The sequence below is a fragment of the Gillisia sp. Hel_I_29 genome (genome assembly GCF_000744275.1).
GTDB lineage: Bacteria > Bacteroidota > Bacteroidia > Flavobacteriales > Flavobacteriaceae > Gillisia.
The window spans coordinates 1,049,853-1,068,690 of sequence record NZ_JQLP01000005.1; the positions used below are offsets into that span (position 1 = coordinate 1,049,853).

Sequence of the window (18,838 nt, forward strand, 5' to 3'; positions counted from 1 at the left end):
ATTCTATTTCTCTACAAAATAGATCAATTCATATTCTAAAATTCCATATTTAAAGCGATCACGTTGAGATAAAGTATTCCAGTAATCTATAGCAGAAACTTTGAAACCTGCTGTTGCTAATCTATCTACGTAATCTTTTCCATATAACCTTACATGATCACCTTGGCCAAAAGCTTTTTCTCTTTCTTTTGGGTCTGTTATACCAAAGTCTTCGAACGTTTCTAATAATTGAACATCAATTGGAACTAAAAGAACAGCACTTCCACCTTTTTTCAAGACTCTAAATAGTTCGCTCATGGCTTTAGTATCATCAGGAATATGCTCTAGTACGTGATTACAAAATATAAAGTCAAACTTTTCGTCTTCAAATTCAAGGTCTGTTACGTCCCCTTTATTAACGCTGGGCCATTTAAATAGTAGTAATAATCTGGATATAGATCTAGTGGAAAATATTCAATATGATTTGAATATTTAATCTTATCATAAATACATTTTTCAGGTGCTACGTGAAGTAGATTGATTGTTTTAGAATTTTCAAAAACTAAACTTTTTTCTTTAAGAAATAGGTAAATCATTCTATGTCTTTCCAGACTTTTACAAACAGGACACTGAGCGTTGTGCCGAATTGATGCTCCAAATTCATCGAATTTTTTAAAATAATTTTTACAATATGGACAGTAAACTCCTGAGAATTTATATCTATAATTTAGTTTTCTCGTAAAGGAATTTAGATTTTTATCTAAGATTTTTCGCATCTCCCGTCTTTTTTTATACGGCAGAATAGTATTCAGAAACTTTTTCACAAAGCGGTGTTTATTTAATTCATGAAGTTAAAACTTCAATTTACAGAATTCGAAAACTATAATAACAAAATGTATTAGAGCTCAATATTACATTTAATTATCATCTTTTAAAATCTTATAATACTAAAATTAAAAGTTAATGCAAGTAAATAGAAATGTGCTATTTATAAAAGTGTAAATTAATATCTTGCACTTCTCAAATTGCCTTAGAAATAACATGAAGTTAGCTGTAATTACACATATTCTGCATAAACAAAAGAATGAAGAATATTATTCTTACGAGCCCTACGTTAGAGAGATGAATATATGGTTTAAATATGCTTCTGATGTGATTGTAGTTGCACCATTATCTGAAGGTTCAATTACATCAATAGAATCAAAATATTTAAAAGATACTATTAGCTTTAAGAGAATCCCTCAAATTTCTTTCTCAAGCCATTTAATGACTTTAAAAAGCGTCTTTAAGATGCCATTTATTGTTTTTAGAATTATAAAAGCAATGAATGCCGCAGATCATATTCATTTAAGATGTCCCGGAAACATTGGGCTTATTGGTTGTGTTTTGCAAATATTTTTTCCCCAGAAACCTAAGACAGTTAAGTATGCTGGTAATTGGGACCCCAATGCAGAACAACCTTGGAGTTATAAATGGCAAAAGAAGATATTAAGTAATGCAAGACTTAGTAAGAATATCAAAGTTTTGGTTTATGGTGAGTGGGATGGTCAAACTAAAAATATTATTCCCTTTTTTACAGCGTCATTTAGCAGAACTGAAAAGATAAACTCAATTAAGAAAATAACTACCCCTTATAAATTTGTCTTTGTAGGAACGTTAAACGAAGGTAAAAGACCTTTCTTTACAATCAAGTTAATAGAAAATCTTATACAGAAGAGAATTCCAGTTACCTTAGAAATGTATGGTAATGGTGATATGAAAAAAGAGTTAGAAGAATATATAACTATTAATAATTTAGATCCTTTTATTAAGTTAATGGGAAATCAAAATTTGAAAATAGTAAAAGAGGCCTATTGTAATTCCCGTTTTTTGATCTTGGCTTCAAAATCTGAAGGTTGGCCAAAGGCAATTGCTGAAGCCATGTATTTTGGATGTATCCCCATTGCTACCAATATTTCTTGTGTGGACTGGATGTTGGATTATGGCAAAAGAGGAATTTTAATAGAGCCTAATGTGGAAAGTGCAACAAGAAAAATTGAGGATAAATTATCTGATATATCAAAACTGCAAGAAATGTCGGAAAACGCTATGGAATGGTCTCAGCAATACACTTTAGAGTTTTTTGATGAGGCGATAAAGAGCGTAATTAAAATATAGATAATGATCTTTAAAAAGTCTATAAAACCATGAAAGTTCTTCAACTAATAGATTCTTTAAGATTAGGTGGAGCAGAGAAAATGTCAGTTTCCTATGCCAATGCTTTGGCAGAAAGAATTGAGAGTTCTTTTTTATGCTGTACCCGTTTGGATGGTTTTTTAAAAGAAGAATTGCATACTACGGTTAATTATGTTTTTTTGAATAAAAAGAGCATTTTAGATACTAATGCCATCTTCAAATTAAAGAATTTCATTAAATACCATAATATTGATGTAGTACAAGCGCATGGAAGCTCATATTTCATTGCTAGCTTAGTTAAAATGTTATGGCCAAATTTTAAACTTGTTTGGCATGTACATAACGGAGCTAGTAATCAAATGAATTTTTTTGAATTGAATACTCTAAGATTTATTTCTCGCTTTTTTGATGGTATTATAACCGTTAATATATCTTTGAGTAATTGGGCAAAAGAGAATTTGAATTGTAAAAATGTAATCGATTTGCCGAATTTTGTTTTGAATAATTCTTCTTCGAAAGTTGGAGATCTAACTTTAAAGGGAGAAGCTGATGCATTTAAAATTATTTGTGTTGCAAATTTAAGACCTGAAAAAGATTACTCTAATCTTATAAAAGCTTTTAAGGAATTTGCTAAAAATAAGAATGTTAGTTTGCATATTATAGGAAATGATCTAGACACTTTATATTCTGAAAAAATATTGAAAGAATTAGAAAATTCAGGAACTAATAAAAAGATGTTTTACTACGGCTCTAGGAGAAATGTAATTTTTTTACTTAAACAGGCAGATTTAGGGGTGATTTCCTCAAGGTCGGAAGGATTACCAGTAGCACTTCTGGAGTATGGTTTGGCAGGTCTCTGTGTGGTTTCTACAGATGTAGGGCATTGTAAAGATGTAATTAAAAATAATGGTATAGTTGTAGGAAAAGAAGATCACATCTATTTGTCCAAAGCATTTAACACTTACTACTCTAATAGAGAATTAGCGAAAACTGATGCTTTGAAATTCCATAATGATATCACTAAAAAATATTCGCCAAGTACAGTAGTTTCCAGATTAATTGAGTTTTATAATTCAATACTAATAACTAATTAGATAAGCTATAAAAAGTTTTACAAACATTGGTTACCTCCAGATATTAGTTGCTCATATTTTTATGGGATATCTGGTCTATGCTTACAGGCCATCTGCCTCTATCCTTTTACTAGGGACAATGGTTTTCTTCGTGTTCTATATAGTTCTTAAGGATAATAAAAATAATGAAGCTTTAATGGCTGCAGCATATATTGCTGGGGCAGAAGTATTTTATAGAATGAATGGAGCCATGGTTTTTTATGAAACCGGGAAATATTCGGTAATAATATTTTTGGTGTTAGGTATGTTCTACAAAGGGACATCTTCTAAAACAGTACCATATTGGCTCTATTTATTGATTCTAATTCCTGGGATCATAATGGCCTCCATAACTTTAAATTATGATGTGGTTTTCCGTAAAGCCATAGCATTTAATTTAAGTGGGCCGGTTTGTTTAGGGGTTAGTGCTTTGTACTGCTATTATAAAAAAATTAGTGCTGATCAATTCAATAATTTGATAATACTATTATTGATGCCTCTAGTAGCTAATATGACTTATCTATATTTTTACACACCTAATATTGGCGAGGCTTTAATGAGTGGAACTGGATCTAATTACGCAGCCTCTGGAGGGTATGGACCTAATCAAATCTCAACAGTGATGGGCTTGGGTGCTTTTTTAGCATGTTCACGACTTTTTGTCGTAAAAAATAAAATGATCAATTTAATAGATTTGATAATTTTTGGGATGATGTTTTTTAGAGCAATGGTTACCTTTTCTAGAGGAGGAGTATTAACAGGTATCATTTGTATAATTGCCTTCGTTCTTATTTTCTATCAAAAAAAGAAAGGAATAGATCAACTAAAACTACTAAGAAAATCAGGTATTTTTTTAGGAGCTTTAATAATTATTTGGATGTATACTACAATAAAAACACAAGGATTAATAACGTATAGATATACTAATAGAGACGCTGCCGGAAAATTAGAAGATGACATTACAACAGGTAGAGCAGAACTTATTGAAACCGAATTGCAAGGATTTTATAATAACCCTATAATGGGAGTAGGGGTTGGTAAAGCTAAAGAGTATCGGTCTGACGAAGTTGGTTCTGCAACTGCCTCTCACAATGAAATAAGTAGATTATTATCTGAACATGGATTGTTGGGGTTAGCTGCCATTCTAATTCTTATATTTGTACCCGTAGTATTTTGGTTTAAATTCAAGAACAATTATTATTTTTTAGCTTTCTTAGCATTTTGGTTTCTAACCATAAATCACTCTGCTATGAGAATAGCTTTGCCCGGTTTTGTGTATGGCCTTGCATTATTATATATCGTAGATGAAAAAAAGAATCCTGTATATAGGAAACGACTTAACCATTAACAGCTTTACAGCTACGTATATATCCTTTTTTAGCAAAGTGTTGAAGAAAGAGGGCTATGCCGTTAGAACTGCGTCTAATAAAAATAATAAGGCTTTACGTTTATTAGAAATGTTAGGTCTTATTATGAAATATCATAAGTCTACAGATGTGGTTCTTATAGATACCTATGGAGCGTTAAATTTTTATTACGCTTATATGGTAGGAAAAGCGTGCCAGTTTTTCGATCTTGAGTACATACCTATACTGCATGGAGGAAATCTTCCAGAGAGGATAACACATTCTCCAAAATTTAGCAAAAGTCTATTTGGAAATGCGAAGATGAATGTAGCTCCTTCAAAATTCTTATACGATGTCTTTGTAAATGCGGGTTTCTCTAATACGCAGATCATTCCAAATTCTGTAGAATTAAAAAAATATCCATTTAAAAATAGATTAGAATTTAACCCTAAATTATTGTGGGTACGGAGGTTTCAGAATAGATATAACCCAATGATGGCGGTTGAAGTTTTGGAGCAATTAAAGCAACACTTCCCAAAAGCTTCGCTATGTATGGTTGGGCCTGAGAAAGATGGTGCCTTGGCTAAATGTAAAGCATTCGCAGAAAAGAATAATCTTGACGTGAAATTTCCAGGAAAACTTAGAAAAAAAGAGTGGGCAAAATTATCTGTGAATTATGATATTTTCTTGAACACTACTAATATAGACAACACCCCTATTAGTGTAATAGAAGCTATGGCACTGGGTTTATCTATTGTATCTACAGATGTTGGTGGAATGCATTTTCTTATTGAAAATAATAAGGATGGTTTATTGGTTCCTTCTCATAATAAGGATAAAATGGTCTCTGCAATTTTGTATCTTCTAAACAATCAGAAGAAAGCTAATCTTATGACATTAAATGCTCGGGAAAAAGTAGACAATTTTGATTGGGAGCTTATAAAAAATAAGTGGAATTTATTACTCCAGTAATGAAGCCAAGCATTATTTATATAGGTAATAAGGTTTCAAATTCACAAACTAATCCAACTACCCATAATAAGTTGGTAGAAAACCTGACTGCAGAAGAATTCAAAGTTTTTTCAGCTTCTTCTAAAACCAATAAAATAATTAGGCTTTTAGAGATGATATGGGTGTTTCTTAAAAATAGATCCCAGTCTAGTTATGTTCTTATTGATGTATATAGTACTCAAAATTTTTGGTACGCAGTGATATTGAGTAAGCTTTCTATTTTATTTGATATAAAATATATTCCCATTTTACATGGCGGAGATCTCATATCTAGATTTAATAGATCAAAAAAGGCAAGTACCTCGCTTCTAGCTAAAGCTTTTGTTATTGTTTCTCCCTCAAAATATCTTAAAGAGGAGGTGAGCGGTTTAGCATTCAATAATGTAGTATATATTCCAAATTCACTAGATCTTAAGAGTTACAAATTTAAGCTTAGAAAGGAGTTGCGTCCAAAATTGTTATGGGTAAGAGCTTTTGATGAGATATACAACCCTATGATGGCTATTAAAGCATTTCAATTGATTCTTGAAAGGTTCCCTAATGCTCATCTCTGTATGGTGGGTCCGGATAAGGATGGTACTTTAGAGATTTGTAAAAAATATGCTCTTTCAAACAATTTGAACATTACTTTTAAAGGAAAGTTGAAAAAGGAAAAATGGATACAACTCTCAGATGATTTTAGCATCTTTTTAAATACCAGTTTTATTGATAATATTCCCGTGAGTGTTTTAGAGGCTATGGCCCTTGGTCTTCCTGTTATTTCAACTAATGTAGGGGGAATCTCATATATTATTGAAGGCGGGAAAAGTGGTGTTTTAGTAAATGCTGGTGATGAGGTTGCTATGAGTAAAGCTATCTGTTATCTTCTTGAAAATCAAGAGTTGGTAGAAAAAATATGTTTGGATGCCAGATTAAATTTGGAGAATTATAGCTGGGAATCTGCTAAAAATGAGTGGTTTAAAATACTAAACTGAAAATAATTATATTTAAGTCCCCTAACCGAATATAATGTCTAAAAATACCTCTGTACATTTTGAAATATCAGAGCGCAAAGTGCTGCTCAGAATTATCGATATTTTAGCGGTGCTTCTTACACTTAGCATTGTAGGCGTCATTTTTAATTTTGATTATTTTCAGGTTACTTCCTATAACTGGATCTGGACATTTATGCTTGTTTTATATTTAACTGTTTTTGGAAGTGTGTTTGAGCTGTATGACCTTCAGAAAGCGAGCAAATTTGAGAAAGTAGGACAAAACATTATTTTTACAGCTTCTGTTACGGTTTTGTTCTTTATTCTTACGCCATTCTATACGCCAAGTCTACCAGAAAATAGATTGCAGATCCTGTTCTTTTTTCTGGCTATTGTAGGTGCGCTTTTACTTTGGAGATTTGCATACATCACTATTATTTCTGCACCTAGGTTTTACAAAAAGGTCTTGTTAATAGGTAATGCTTCAGAATTAGGTTTAATGGTAAAGGCGCTGCAAAAATCTGACCCTAATTACGCTATCGTTGGCTATATAAATACGTCTAAAGATGAAGTTATTTCTTTAGGAAACAAACTTATAGAATTTGTACCCAGACATCTATCTAGTACCATTAGGGAACAAGGAATTACAGAGATTGTGGTGGCAAGTACCAATAATAATACAAAGGATGGAGTAGACTTAACTTTGCTAAAGCAGTTAAATAATTTACTAATTCAAGGATTCTCCATAAAAGATTATATTCAGGTTTACGAAGATCTAACCCACCGCGTCCCTGTTCAATATATCGGGAAAGATTTTTATAAAGTATTTCTATTTAGCCGAAGTAATCAGAATAAGTTCTATTTATTTTTTTTAAGGGTTTTTGATCTTATCTTTTCGCTATTAGGATTGATAGTATGCGCAATTTTAATTCCATTTATAGCGGTAGGGAATCTGATAGGAAATCGAGGTTCATTGTTTTATTCTCAGGAACGGGTAGGGCAAAATGCAAAAAGTTTTAAAATTTTAAAATTTAGAACAATGCCAGAAAACTCTGAAAAAAATGGCCCGCAGTGGACAGAAAAGAACGATGCTCGAATTAAAGGTTTTGGGAAGTTTCTTAGGCGAACAAGATTAGATGAGTTTCCTCAATTCTTTAATATATTAAAGGGAGAGATGAGTATAATTGGTCCAAGACCAGAGCGGCCGGTATTCGTTAAAGAATTATCTAAAATGATACCTCTCTATAAAACAAGACATATTGTTAAACCAGGACTTACGGGATGGGCGCAGGTAAAGGCTAATTATGGTTCTAGTCATGACGATAGCTTAGAAAAACTTCAGTATGATCTGTATTATATAAAACATAGAGGGTTGTTCTTAGATCTGGATATTATGCTTAAAACCTTAAGTGCTGTAATATTTTTTAGAGGTCAGTAGGTTTAAGTTATTTCCTACTCTTGGTATGTTTTATAAAAGAGAAAGCAAAGATTATAATTCCAATTAAAATTGATATTCGGGCAATATAATCTCCAAAACTTACATAAAATGTTTTGTCAGAATTTAAAGTGATTTCGCTCTTTATGCTACCTCGTTCTTCATAAGCTAAGCTTTTAGTGATCTCTCCTTTAGGAGTTATAAAAGCAGAAATTCCAGTATTAGCACTTCTAACTACAGATCTTCTGGTTTCTATAGCACGAAGTCTGGCATAACTTAAATGTTGTTTATGGCCTTGCGTATTGCCCCACCACGCATCATTGGTAATTATGCTTAAAAAATTAGCACCATTTTTAATATAACCGGTTACATATTCTCCATAAACAGATTCATAACAAATTATAGGCGCGGTCTCCATATCATTATTTAATGCAAATGCCTCTCTGTCTTTTTGAGTGGTTTTCATTGCTACCGTTCCACCAAGATCTATCATTACATCTCCTAAAATTGGCTTAAGTACACTTTGGTATGGAAAATTCTCAACACCAACCACTAATTTAGATTTGTGATATAGTTGTGTACTATCTTGCCCATTTCGTAAAAATGCCGAATTATAATCGTCATACCAATCATTCTCACCTATTTGATTGCTTTGCTTTCTTACCATTCTAGGGTCATGAAAACGTTCGTAAAATGAGATACCGCTTAAGAAATTTGTTTTAGGATATTTTCTTAAGATCTCTCTGGAAAAGTAATCAGCTTCAGAATTTGAAAATTTAGACAATACTGTACCATCAGCAAAAACAGTTTCTGGAGCTACTATTAATGCTGTGTTGTCTGTAACCTTCTCCTCGCTTAACTCTAAAAGTAACTGTCCAATTCTAGCATCGTTTGTATTGTATTTCTCTGTATAAGGATTAATATTTGGTTGTAGAATTACAACTTCCATTTTATCCTTCGCTTCTGCATAAGTATTAAATAAATAGAGCGAGATTCCTATAGGCAAACCAATGATCAATAAGATCTTTAATGCTCCTTTATAAATAACCTCTTTCTGCTGAAATTGAACATAGGTTAGTATTAATTTGAATCCTGCCATGTTAGCCAGCCAGATCCATAGGGTGCCTCCAAAAGTACCGGTATATTCGTACCATTGAATGACCTTTGGGTATTCTGAAAACCCATTACCGAGATTTAACCACGGCCATGAGAATTCCCATCCTAAATGAAGTTTTTCGAAAGCTATCCAAATACAAATTAAAAATGCGGTGGAAGCTCTGAAATTCGTTTTTTTAGCTACAATATGATAAATAAGAAATACCACAGCCATTAAAAGAGAATTTACTGTAATGGCGAAGATTCCTCCAAATGCAGTAGAATTGTATAGCCAATAAGTGGTAATGATGTTCCAAATTAAAAAACTGATATAGGAAAGGGCCAAGACCTTTAATTTTATATAGCTTTTTTGGGAGTTTCTAACTTTATATTCAGCATAAAGTAATGGGATAAAGGCAAAGAAAAGTAAAAATGGAAATCCGTAAGTAGGCCAGGCTAGAGCCAATAGAATCCCGCTGCTAAGAGCTAATAATAAATTCTTCATAAAGAGCAATTCTCCTCAAAAATAACAATTTGAAGAGGTATAACGTCAGAAGAAAGTTAAAAACTTATAAATTTTGACATGCACCTTCATTAAATTGCATAGCTTAATCTATCATTCAATTACTTTAGTATTTTTACTGAAAAATATCTTATGGCTTTAAAACGACATATTCCTAATATAATTACACTTTTAAACATGCTATGCGGAAGTGTAGCGGTGATCTTTGCAGTGCAGGGAAACCTTATAATGGCAGCTATGTTTGTAGGGTTGGGAATATTTTTTGACTTTTTTGATGGTCTTGCTGCTAGAAGTTTAAATGTAAAAAGCGAATTAGGACTGCAGCTAGACTCTTTGGCCGATATGATCACGAGCGGATTGGTTCCTGGAATCGTTATGTTTAAATTACTGATAAAAGCACTTCCCGGAGATTGGAGTACCTATACTGGTAGTTGGGAAAGTCATTCTACGGCAAACTGGTTTGAATTCCCATTTCCATTAATAGCACTTTTAGGCTTACTGGTAACGGCTGCTTCAGGATATAGATTGGCTAAGTTCAATATAGATGATAGACAGCTAGATTCTTTTATAGGACTACCAACCCCGGCAAATGCATTATTAATTTTAAGTTTACCCTTAATTTTAGCCTTCCAGCCGCATCCTATTGCAGTAGCTATCATTTTAAATGAATGGTTCTTAATTGGATTAACTTTGGTAAGCTGCTATATGATTAATGCAGAAATCCCTCTTTTCGCACTCAAATTTTCTGATTGGTCCTTTGCCCCAAATAAAGTGAGATATTTATTCTTGATTTATTGTGTGATATTACTTGTCTTACTTCAATTTATAGCTATACCTATAATAATAGTAAGTTATGTTCTATTATCGTTAATTATAAATAGGAAAACTACTGCAGTGTAAAAGATGAAAGTCATGTAAATAAAAACCCGTCTGAATTAAATTCCAGACGGGTTTTATATTTATACCAATTGTTCTATTGAAACAATTTCTTCTTTCTGAGTTCAAAATTCTGACCTAAGTACACTTTTCTTACCATTTCATCTGCAGCCAATTCTTCTGGCTCCCCATGTTTTAGAATACTTCCTTCAAACATTAAATACGTTCTATCTGTAATGGCTAGTGTTTCCTGAACGTTATGATCTGTAATTAGAATTCCAATATTTTTGTCTTTTAGCTGAGCAACAATTCTCTGAATATCTTCTACCGCCACAGGATCTACTCCGGCAAATGGTTCATCTAGTAAAATAAAACTAGGATCTGTAGCCAAGGCTCGGGCAATTTCTGTTCTTCTTCTTTCTCCACCACTTAAAAGATCTCCTCTACTTTTTCTAATATGATTAAGTCCAAATTCTTCAATTAGGGATTCCATTTTAAGATGACGTTCTTTCTTGGAGAGCTTAGTAAGTTCCAGAACACTCATAATATTGTCTTCAATACTTAGTTTTCTAAAAACGGAAGCTTCCTGTGCTAAATAACCAATACCATATTGCGCTCTCTTGTACATGGGGAACTTGGTTATTTCCTGTTTGTCTAAGAAGATCTTTCCACCGTTAGGTTTAATTAGGCCCACTATCATATAAAAAGAAGTTGTTTTTCCGGCACCATTAGGTCCAAGCAAACCAACGATCTCTCCTTGATTTACTTCAACATTAATGCCTTTTACAACAGATCTTCCTTTGTATGATTTTACTAAATTTTGGGCAACTAATTTCATATATGTATTTGTAAGACTAAGATAAAGACTTTTTTTAAGTCTGCAGCTTTATGATATTTTTTCCTTGTTCTCTAGAGCATCCCAGAATTCGTAAGCTCTTCTAAGGTGAGGTATAACAATAGTTCCGCCAATAAGCGTTGCTATACTTAGTGCTTCCACAACTTCTTCTTTCTTTAGGCCTTCTTTATAAGAGGTCTCTAAATGATACTTTACACAATCATCACATCTTAAAACAGTAGATGCTACCAAGCCTAAAAGCTCCTTAGTTTTTACATCTAATGCTCCAGGTGCAAATGCATTGGTATCTAAATTAAAGATCCTTTTAATAATTTTATTATTATCATTAAGGATCTTATCATTCATACGCTCACGGTATGAATTGAACTCATCAACTTGATCTATCATAAACTTAATTACTTAATTTTTCTTCTTCTTTTTTATAAACTAATTTTGAAATAAAAATACTTACCTCGTAAAGTATCAATACCGGTATTGCTACAATGATCTGGCTCACAATATCTGGTGGAGTAATAACTGCAGAAATTATTAAAACAATTATCAACGCATATTTTCTATAAGTTCTTAAGAACTGTGGGGTTAGAACGCCAACTTTGGTTAGAAAGTATATGATTATTGGCAGCTCAAAAATAAGGCCACTAGCAATTACAGAAGCTCTAACAAGACTAATGTAGCTGCTAAGATCAAATTGATTTAAAACCTGATCACTTACCTGGTATTTACCAAGAAAATTGATAGATAGTGGAGTAATCACGTAATATCCAAAAAGTACTCCTATAAAAAATAGGAAAGAGGAAATTATAATAAATCCACGAGCATTTTTTCTTTCGTTTTCCTTTAAAGCAGGAGCTGTAAATTTCCATAGTTCATAAAGAACATAAGGAAAAGCGATAATGAAACCAGCAGTAATGGCTACCCAAATATGTGCAGAGAACTGTCCTCCCATGGTTCTACTCTGTATCCCAAAATTCATTACAGTGTCACAAAATCCACCGTCTATTCCTACAGAAGTAGAAATTCTACAGAGAATATCGTATGTCCAGAAATCTGGATGACTTGGGCCAAATAAGATATGATCAAAAATGAAACTCTTTAAAAAGAATGCTATGGTAGCAGCAATTATAACTGCAAGGGTAGCACGAATTAAATGCCATCTTAAATCTTCTAAATGATCTAAAAACGACATTTCGTCGTTGTGGTTCTTTACTTTTGCCATTATATAATACCTTCTCTAATAAGATTATGAATGTGAACTACTCCTGCATAATTACCATTTTCTTCGGCAATAAGCTGCGATATTTTATTTTCTTCTAATACATCTAAGGCATCAATAGCCATAGCATCATTGTTTATTGTTTTAGGCTTACTGCTCATAATATCTGAAGCAGTTAGATGCAAAAAAGAGTCGTTATTCCTTAACATTCTTCTTATATCACCATCGGTTATAATTCCAATCACCTTATTATTGTCTGTTACGGCAGTAACACCCAACATTTTTTCAGATATTTCTACAATCACATCTTTAACATTGGTAGTTGCTAATACCATTGGTTTAAGATTTTGTGATGTTATATCACTAACCCGTAAATATAGCTTTTTACCCAAAGCTCCACCAGGATGATATTTTGCAAAATCTTTGCTTGAAAATCCTCTTAGATTTAGCAGGCAAACGGCAAGTGCATCACCTAAAACAAGTTGTGCGGTAGTACTTGTAGTGGGAGCAAGGTTATTAGGACAAGCTTCCTTTTCTACATACGCATTTAATACAAAATCAGATTGCAATCCTAGAAATGAATCTGGATTTCCGGTTATTCCAATAAGCTTATTATGAAAATTTTTTATAAGAGGAACCAAAACTTTAATTTCTGGAGTATTTCCACTTTTCGAAATACAGATCACCGTATCATCTGGTAAAATTGTGCCCAGATCTCCATGAATAGCATCTGCAGCATGCATAAATATGGCCGGAGTACCTGTAGAATTAAGAGTAGCAACAATTTTGGTAGCAATAAGGGCGCTTTTTCCAATTCCTGTAATAATTACCCTACCTTTTGAGTTATATATGTATTGAACTGCGTCTGCAAAGTCTGAGGTTAAAAGATCACCTAGATTTGCTATAGCTTTCGCTTCAATGGATATAGTTTCTTTGGCTACTGAAAGAATTTTTTCTTCAACTTTCAAATTTGTAAAATTTTGATTGGCGATACTAAAGAAATACGTATCTTTATTTGTGCAAATGTATGTAAAATTGTAACACAATTGAATGAGTTCTACGGAAATCGATTTACACCAACAACTTAAAAAGTACTTTGGATTCAGCCAATTCAAAGGTCTTCAGGAACAAGTAATCACAAGTATCGTCAATAGGCAGGATACCTTTGTGATAATGCCTACCGGTGGTGGTAAATCATTATGTTATCAGCTGCCAGCATTAATTCAAGAGGGAACAGCAATTGTTGTGTCTCCTTTAATTGCTTTAATGAAGAATCAGGTAGATGCCATTAGAGGAATCTCCTCAGAGTATGGTGTTGCTCACGTTTTAAATTCTTCACTTAATAAATCTGAAGTCAAAAGAGTAAAGGAGGATATAGTTAATGGGGTTACTAAACTCCTCTATGTAGCTCCGGAATCTCTTACTAAAGAAGAGAATGTGGAGTTCTTAAGAACTGTGAAAATATCTTTTCTGGCGGTAGATGAAGCACATTGTATAAGTGAATGGGGCCATGATTTTAGGCCAGAATACCGTAATCTTAGACATATAATAAAGAGAATTGGAGATAATATTCCCATTATAGGACTTACTGCTACGGCAACCCCTAAAGTTCAGGAAGATATTCTCAAAAATCTTGGGATTACAGATGCTAATACGTTTAAGGCTAGTTTTAATAGGCCTAATCTATATTATGAAATAAGGCCAAAGACCAAAAATGTAGATTCAGATATCATTCGTTTTATAAAACAAAATGTAGGGAAATCTGGAATTATCTACTGCCTTAGCCGAAAGAGGGTAGAAGAATTAGCACAAACACTTCAGGTAAATGGAATCTCTGCTGTTCCATATCATGCTGGATTAGATGCAAAGACCAGAATTAAACATCAAGATATGTTTATTATGGAAGATGTAGATGTTGTGGTTGCCACCATTGCTTTTGGAATGGGGATAGATAAGCCAGATGTTAGGTTTGTAATACATCATGATATTCCTAAAAGCTTAGAAAGTTATTACCAAGAAACTGGTAGAGCTGGTAGAGATGGTGGAGAAGGACATTGCCTTGCTTTCTATTCTTATAAAGATATAGAAAAGCTTGAAAAATTTATGAGCGGTAAGCCTGTAGCAGAGCAAGAGATAGGTCATGCATTGTTGCAAGAAGTTGTAGCTTATTCAGAAACATCAATGTCTCGAAGAAAATTTTTACTGCATTATTTCGGTGAATCTTTTGATGATAAAACCGGTGATGGTGCTTCTATGGATGATAATGTAAGAAATCCAAAGAAAAAGAACGAAGCTCAAGAAGATGTAGCATTGTTGCTAAATACCATTAAGGAAACCAAGCAACTTTATAAGGCTAAAGAAGTGGTGAATACCATGGTTGGAAAAGCGAATGCTCTCATTGTTTCTCATAAAACAGATGAGCATCGACTATTTGGTAAGGGAAAAGATAAAGATCCTAAATACTGGATGGCTCTAATAAGACAGGTCTTGGTGGCCGGCATGCTCAAAAAAGATATAGAAACTTATGGCGTGGTTAAATTAACTCCAAAAGGTAAAGATTATATTAAAAGTCCATCTTCTTTCATGATGACAGAAGATCATATTTTTGATAGTACTACAGAAGCCGAAATTACTGCCCCTAAATCTAGCGCGGCTAGCGTAGATGCGCAATTAGTTAAAATGCTGAAAGATCTTCGTAAAAAGGTTGCTAAAAAATTAGGGGTTCCTCCATTTGCAGTTTTTCAAGATCCTTCATTTGAAGATATGGCGCTTAAATATCCAATAGATATTGAAGAGCTTAGTAATATTCATGGAGTAGGTGAGGGGAAGGCTAAAAAATACGGTAAGGATTTCGTAGCGCTTATCAGTGATTATGTAAAGGATAATGATATTGTGAGGCCCGATGATCTTGTTGTTAAAACTACTGGAGCCAATAGCGGACTAAAATTGTACATAATTCAGAACGTGGATAGAAAATTGCCTTTGGATGATATAGCATCGGCCAAAGGAATGTCTATGAATGATTTTATTAAGGAAATGGAAGCCATAGTTTACAGTGGTACCAAACTTAATATAGATTATTGGATAGATGAAATTCTGGATGACGATCAACAAGAGGAAATTCATGAATATTTTCTTGAAGCAGATTCAGATAAGATCGAAGTTGCTTTAGAGGAATTTGATGGAGATTACGATGATGAAGAATTGCGTTTGTATAGGATTAAATTTATTAGTGAAGTAGCTAATTAATTCGATTAAGACGATAGAAATTTTATGAAAGTATAGAAGTGCTTACATCTTTTAATAGAATTGGCTAGATAACTCTATCTGAGACCATTTTTATTCTTAAATTCTAGCTAAGCCTTACTGCTTACTTTTTCAAATCCTTATCTTTGCAGAATTAATTATAAAAAACTGCGACATGCAAGACGGATTATACGCAAAATTCAATACTAATAAAGGAGAGATCCTAGTTCAATTAGAATTTGAGAAAACACCTGGCACAGTTGGAAACTTTGTTGGATTGGCAGAAGGGAAATTAGACAATAAAGCAATTCCTCAAGGCAAGCCTTATTATAATGGTTTGAAATTTCATAGAGTTATTCCAGATTTTATGATCCAAGGGGGAGACCCTAAAGGAAATGGAACTGGTGGGCCTGGTTACAACTTTGCCGATGAGATTCACCCAGATCTTACACATGACGCTCCAGGTAAATTATCTATGGCTAACGCAGGTCCTGGAACTAATGGAAGTCAGTTCTTTATAACACACACAGCAACACCATGGTTAGATGGTAAACATACTGTTTTTGGAAGTGTAATAGAAGGTCAGGATGTAGTAAATGCAATTGCACAAGGAGATAAGATTGAATCTTTAGAAATTTTAAGAGTTGGTGCTGCAGCTGAAGGTTTTAACGGAGTTGAAGAGTTTAGAAGTTTTAACGGAGCTAAAGAAGAAAGGGAAGCTGCTGCGAAAAAACAACAAGAAGAACTTTTAGGAGAACTATCTCAAGGTTTCGTAAAAACTTCTAGCGGATTAAGATATAAGATCGAAGAAAAAGGACATGGACCTAAAGCAGAAAAAGGTAAAACTGTTTCTGTGCACTATAAAGGAATGCTTCCTGATGGAAGTGTTTTTGATTCTTCTTATAAAAGAAATGAACCAATAGACTTTCCTTTAGGACAAGGTCATGTTATTGAAGGGTGGGATGAAGGTATTCAATTACTAAGTGTAGGAGATCAAGCAAGATTTGTTATACCTTCTCATTTAGCATATGGAGAAAGAGGTGCAGGTGGAGTTATTCCTCCTAATGCAACTTTAATATTCGATGTTGAATTGGTAGCAGTAAAATAAGTTTATATAACTTTAAATACAAAACCTCCTTTATTTTGATAAAGGAGGTTTTTTTGTAGTTAACTATTTTTAAGTTCCGGCTGTGGCGTGAGTCTTAAATAAGGCTTTATTTCTTTAAAGCCTTTTGGAAACATCGTCTTGGCATCTTCATTCGAAACCGATGGACTAATAACCACATCTTCACCATTCTTCCAATTTGCTGGGGTGGCTACTTTATTATAAGCGGTTAACTGTAACGAATCTATTACTCTTACCAGTTCATCAAAATTCCTTCCAGTACTAGCAGGGTATGTCAACATAAGCTTGATACTTTTATCTGGAGCGATTATAAATACAGATCTCACTGTAAGTGTATCATTAGCTTTAGGATGCATCATATCATAAAGATCTGCTACTTTCCTATCTTCATCTGCTATAATTGGGAAGTTTACTGTAGTGTTTTGAGTTTCATTAATATCTTTTATCCAATCTTTGTGAGACTCAACACCATCCACACTCAAGGCAATCATCTTAACATTGCGTTTGTCGAATTCTGGTTTATATCTAGCAGCAGTACCAAGTTCTGTAGTACATACCGGTGTATAATCTGCAGGATGAGAGAAAAGAATTCCCCAGCTATCTCCTAAATAATCATAAAAGTTGATTTTTCCATCTGAAGTTTCTGCATCAAAATTTGGTGCTTGATCTCCTAATTTTAGTGTGCTCATAGAATTATTATTTTTTGTAAAATATATAATCTAAAGTTAAGCATTAATGATTTGGAAGGCTGTTAATGTCTTATCAAATTTGCAATATAGAAATAGAGAAGTGTTATTTTTTCCACTTTATGGAACAACCAACGCTCGGCTTCTGTAGCATAGAAACCTTTCTGTTATTTATAATTGCATCTAAAGCTTCTCGTATGCTTCGTCCATTTAATGAGATCCCATTGCCTGGTCTTGAGTCATCTAATTGTCCGCGATAGATCAATTCTAGATCCTGATCAAAAAGAAAAAAATCTGGGGTGCAAGCAGCATCATACTCCTTGGCAACTTGTTGCGTTTCATCATAGAGATATGGAAAAGAGTAATTATACTTTATGGCATTTTCTACCATTAATTTAGGATCGTCTTCAGGATAGGCTACCGTATCATTACTCATAATGGCAATAAAACTAAAACCGTGAACGCGATAATCATTGGCAACTCTTACAATTTCATCATTAACATGTTTTACAAAAGGGCAATGATTACAAATGAACATTATCATGGTTCCATTTTCTCCTCGAAGTTGTTCTAGACTTAAGCTATTCTGACTTATTACATCATAAAGCTTAAAATTCGGAGCCTTTGTACCTAATGGGAGCATGGTAGATGGAGTGAGAGACATTCTGAAATATGGTTTAGATTACTAGGATAACTACTAAATTAATATCTTTAGTAAAAATACAGATTATGAAGCGTTTAAATGAATGGTTTGAAGAATATTCTGTAAGTCATCAAAATCAAACCAATCAATACATTCATTATATATGCGTGCCGGCAATATTCCTTTCTATTGTTGGCTTAATTATGTGTATACCTGCCTATTTTTTGGAAGATCTTTTAAAAGGTGATCATCCAGTATTTGAAAATTGGGCATTGGTTGTATTAATAGTTGTACTCATCTTTTATTTTAACCTCTCTATAAAAATGGGGTTAATGATGGCTGTTTTTGGGTTTCTATGTTTGGTAATTAATCATCTTATTTCACTTATAGCCCCGTTATGGATTGTTTCACTTGCAATTTTTTTTCTTGCCTGGATAGGACAGTTCTACGGACATAAAATTGAAGGTGAGAAGCCATCCTTCTTAAAAGATCTTCAGTTCTTATTAATTGGTCCGGCGTGGGTACTTTATAAATTATTTAAATAG

General features: G+C 33.3%; 19 protein-coding genes. 10 read left to right on the forward strand and 9 right to left on the reverse strand.

Annotation, left to right across the window (positions count from 1 at the left end):
* Positions 1–3: 3 nt before the first annotated feature.
* Positions 4–453: a methyltransferase domain-containing protein gene (locus P163_RS18140; RefSeq protein WP_081891323.1), complete on the reverse strand. Its 450-nt coding sequence runs from the start codon at positions 451–453 to the stop codon at positions 4–6.
* Positions 381–755, reverse strand: coding sequence for a hypothetical protein (locus P163_RS17875; protein ID WP_156100682.1), 375 nt, complete (start codon positions 753–755; stop codon positions 381–383). Before P163_RS17875 ends, P163_RS18140 begins: the two co-directional genes overlap by 73 nt.
* Positions 756–1,020: 265 nt before the next feature.
* On the opposite strand from P163_RS17875, the gene P163_RS09850 reads away from it, so the two are divergent.
* The 6 genes from P163_RS09850 to P163_RS09875 all read left to right on the forward strand — a co-directional run bounded on the left by P163_RS09850 (position 1,021) and on the right by P163_RS09875 (position 8,032).
* The gene (locus P163_RS09850; RefSeq protein ID WP_034890267.1) at positions 1,021–2,136 is read left to right on the forward strand and encodes a glycosyltransferase family 4 protein; all 1,116 of its coding nucleotides are present in this window, start codon (positions 1,021–1,023) and stop codon (positions 2,134–2,136) included.
* Positions 2,137–2,165: 29 nt separating this feature from the next.
* A complete protein-coding gene (locus P163_RS09855; protein ID WP_034890272.1) occupies positions 2,166–3,248 on the forward strand; it encodes a glycosyltransferase family 4 protein in 1,083 nt (360 codons plus the stop codon).
* 61 nt (positions 3,249–3,309) lie between these two features.
* Positions 3,310–4,614, forward strand: coding sequence for an O-antigen ligase family protein (locus P163_RS09860; protein ID WP_197055436.1), 1,305 nt, complete (start codon positions 3,310–3,312; stop codon positions 4,612–4,614).
* On the forward strand, positions 4,571–5,584 hold the full coding sequence (locus P163_RS09865) for a glycosyltransferase family 4 protein (protein WP_034890276.1): 1,014 nt from the start codon (positions 4,571–4,573) through the stop codon (positions 5,582–5,584). Before P163_RS09860 ends, P163_RS09865 begins: the two co-directional genes overlap by 44 nt.
* A complete protein-coding gene (locus P163_RS09870) occupies positions 5,584–6,597 on the forward strand; it encodes a glycosyltransferase family 4 protein (protein WP_034894243.1) in 1,014 nt (337 codons plus the stop codon). The genes P163_RS09865 and P163_RS09870 overlap by 1 nt, the downstream gene beginning before the upstream one ends.
* A 34-nt stretch (positions 6,598–6,631) precedes the next feature.
* A complete protein-coding gene (locus P163_RS09875; protein WP_034890279.1) occupies positions 6,632–8,032 on the forward strand; it encodes a sugar transferase in 1,401 nt (466 codons plus the stop codon).
* Positions 8,033–8,039: 7 nt separating this feature from the next.
* Here P163_RS09875 and lnt read toward each other — a convergent pair whose 3' ends face one another.
* Positions 8,040–9,629, reverse strand: coding sequence for an apolipoprotein N-acyltransferase (lnt, locus tag P163_RS09880; RefSeq protein ID WP_034890282.1), 1,590 nt, complete (start codon positions 9,627–9,629; stop codon positions 8,040–8,042).
* A gap of 150 nt (positions 9,630–9,779) precedes the next feature.
* Here lnt and P163_RS09885 point away from each other — a divergent pair, with 150 nt between their 5' ends.
* The gene (locus P163_RS09885; RefSeq protein ID WP_034890285.1) at positions 9,780–10,547 is read left to right on the forward strand and encodes a CDP-alcohol phosphatidyltransferase family protein; all 768 of its coding nucleotides are present in this window, start codon (positions 9,780–9,782) and stop codon (positions 10,545–10,547) included.
* A gap of 73 nt (positions 10,548–10,620) precedes the next feature.
* Here P163_RS09885 and lptB read toward each other — a convergent pair whose 3' ends face one another.
* From lptB to P163_RS09905, 4 genes are read right to left on the reverse strand one after another with little or no spacing between them, the layout of a single operon-like run.
* Positions 10,621–11,361 carry an LPS export ABC transporter ATP-binding protein gene (lptB, locus tag P163_RS09890; protein ID WP_034890288.1) on the reverse strand — a complete coding sequence of 247 codons (741 nt, stop codon included), beginning with the start codon at positions 11,359–11,361 and terminating at the stop codon, positions 10,621–10,623.
* Between the two features lie 48 nt (positions 11,362–11,409).
* On the reverse strand, positions 11,410–11,766 hold the full coding sequence (locus P163_RS09895; protein WP_034890290.1) for a carboxymuconolactone decarboxylase family protein: 357 nt from the start codon (positions 11,764–11,766) through the stop codon (positions 11,410–11,412).
* A 4-nt stretch (positions 11,767–11,770) separates the two neighbouring features.
* The gene (gene tatC, locus P163_RS09900) at positions 11,771–12,595 is read right to left on the reverse strand and encodes a twin-arginine translocase subunit TatC (protein ID WP_034890292.1); all 825 of its coding nucleotides are present in this window, start codon (positions 12,593–12,595) and stop codon (positions 11,771–11,773) included.
* On the reverse strand, positions 12,595–13,560 hold the full coding sequence (locus tag P163_RS09905) for an SIS domain-containing protein (RefSeq protein WP_034890293.1): 966 nt from the start codon (positions 13,558–13,560) through the stop codon (positions 12,595–12,597). Before P163_RS09905 ends, tatC begins: the two co-directional genes overlap by 1 nt.
* Before the next feature lie 82 nt (positions 13,561–13,642).
* On the opposite strand from P163_RS09905, the gene P163_RS09910 reads away from it, so the two are divergent.
* Positions 13,643–15,841 carry a RecQ family ATP-dependent DNA helicase gene (locus tag P163_RS09910; RefSeq protein ID WP_034890295.1) on the forward strand — a complete coding sequence of 733 codons (2,199 nt, stop codon included), beginning with the start codon at positions 13,643–13,645 and terminating at the stop codon, positions 15,839–15,841.
* 172 nt (positions 15,842–16,013) lie between these two features.
* A complete protein-coding gene (locus P163_RS09915) occupies positions 16,014–16,946 on the forward strand; it encodes a peptidylprolyl isomerase (RefSeq protein ID WP_034890297.1) in 933 nt (310 codons plus the stop codon).
* Between the two features lie 59 nt (positions 16,947–17,005).
* On the opposite strand, the gene P163_RS09920 is transcribed toward P163_RS09915, so the two are convergent.
* Positions 17,006–17,653, reverse strand: coding sequence for a peroxiredoxin (locus P163_RS09920; RefSeq protein ID WP_034890300.1), 648 nt, complete (start codon positions 17,651–17,653; stop codon positions 17,006–17,008).
* Positions 17,654–17,756: 103 nt separating this feature from the next.
* On the reverse strand, positions 17,757–18,314 hold the full coding sequence (locus tag P163_RS09925; protein WP_034890303.1) for a thioredoxin family protein: 558 nt from the start codon (positions 18,312–18,314) through the stop codon (positions 17,757–17,759).
* A gap of 65 nt (positions 18,315–18,379) precedes the next feature.
* Here P163_RS09925 and P163_RS09930 point away from each other — a divergent pair, with 65 nt between their 5' ends.
* Positions 18,380–18,838: a DUF962 domain-containing protein gene (locus tag P163_RS09930; RefSeq protein ID WP_034890306.1), complete on the forward strand. Its 459-nt coding sequence runs from the start codon at positions 18,380–18,382 to the stop codon at positions 18,836–18,838.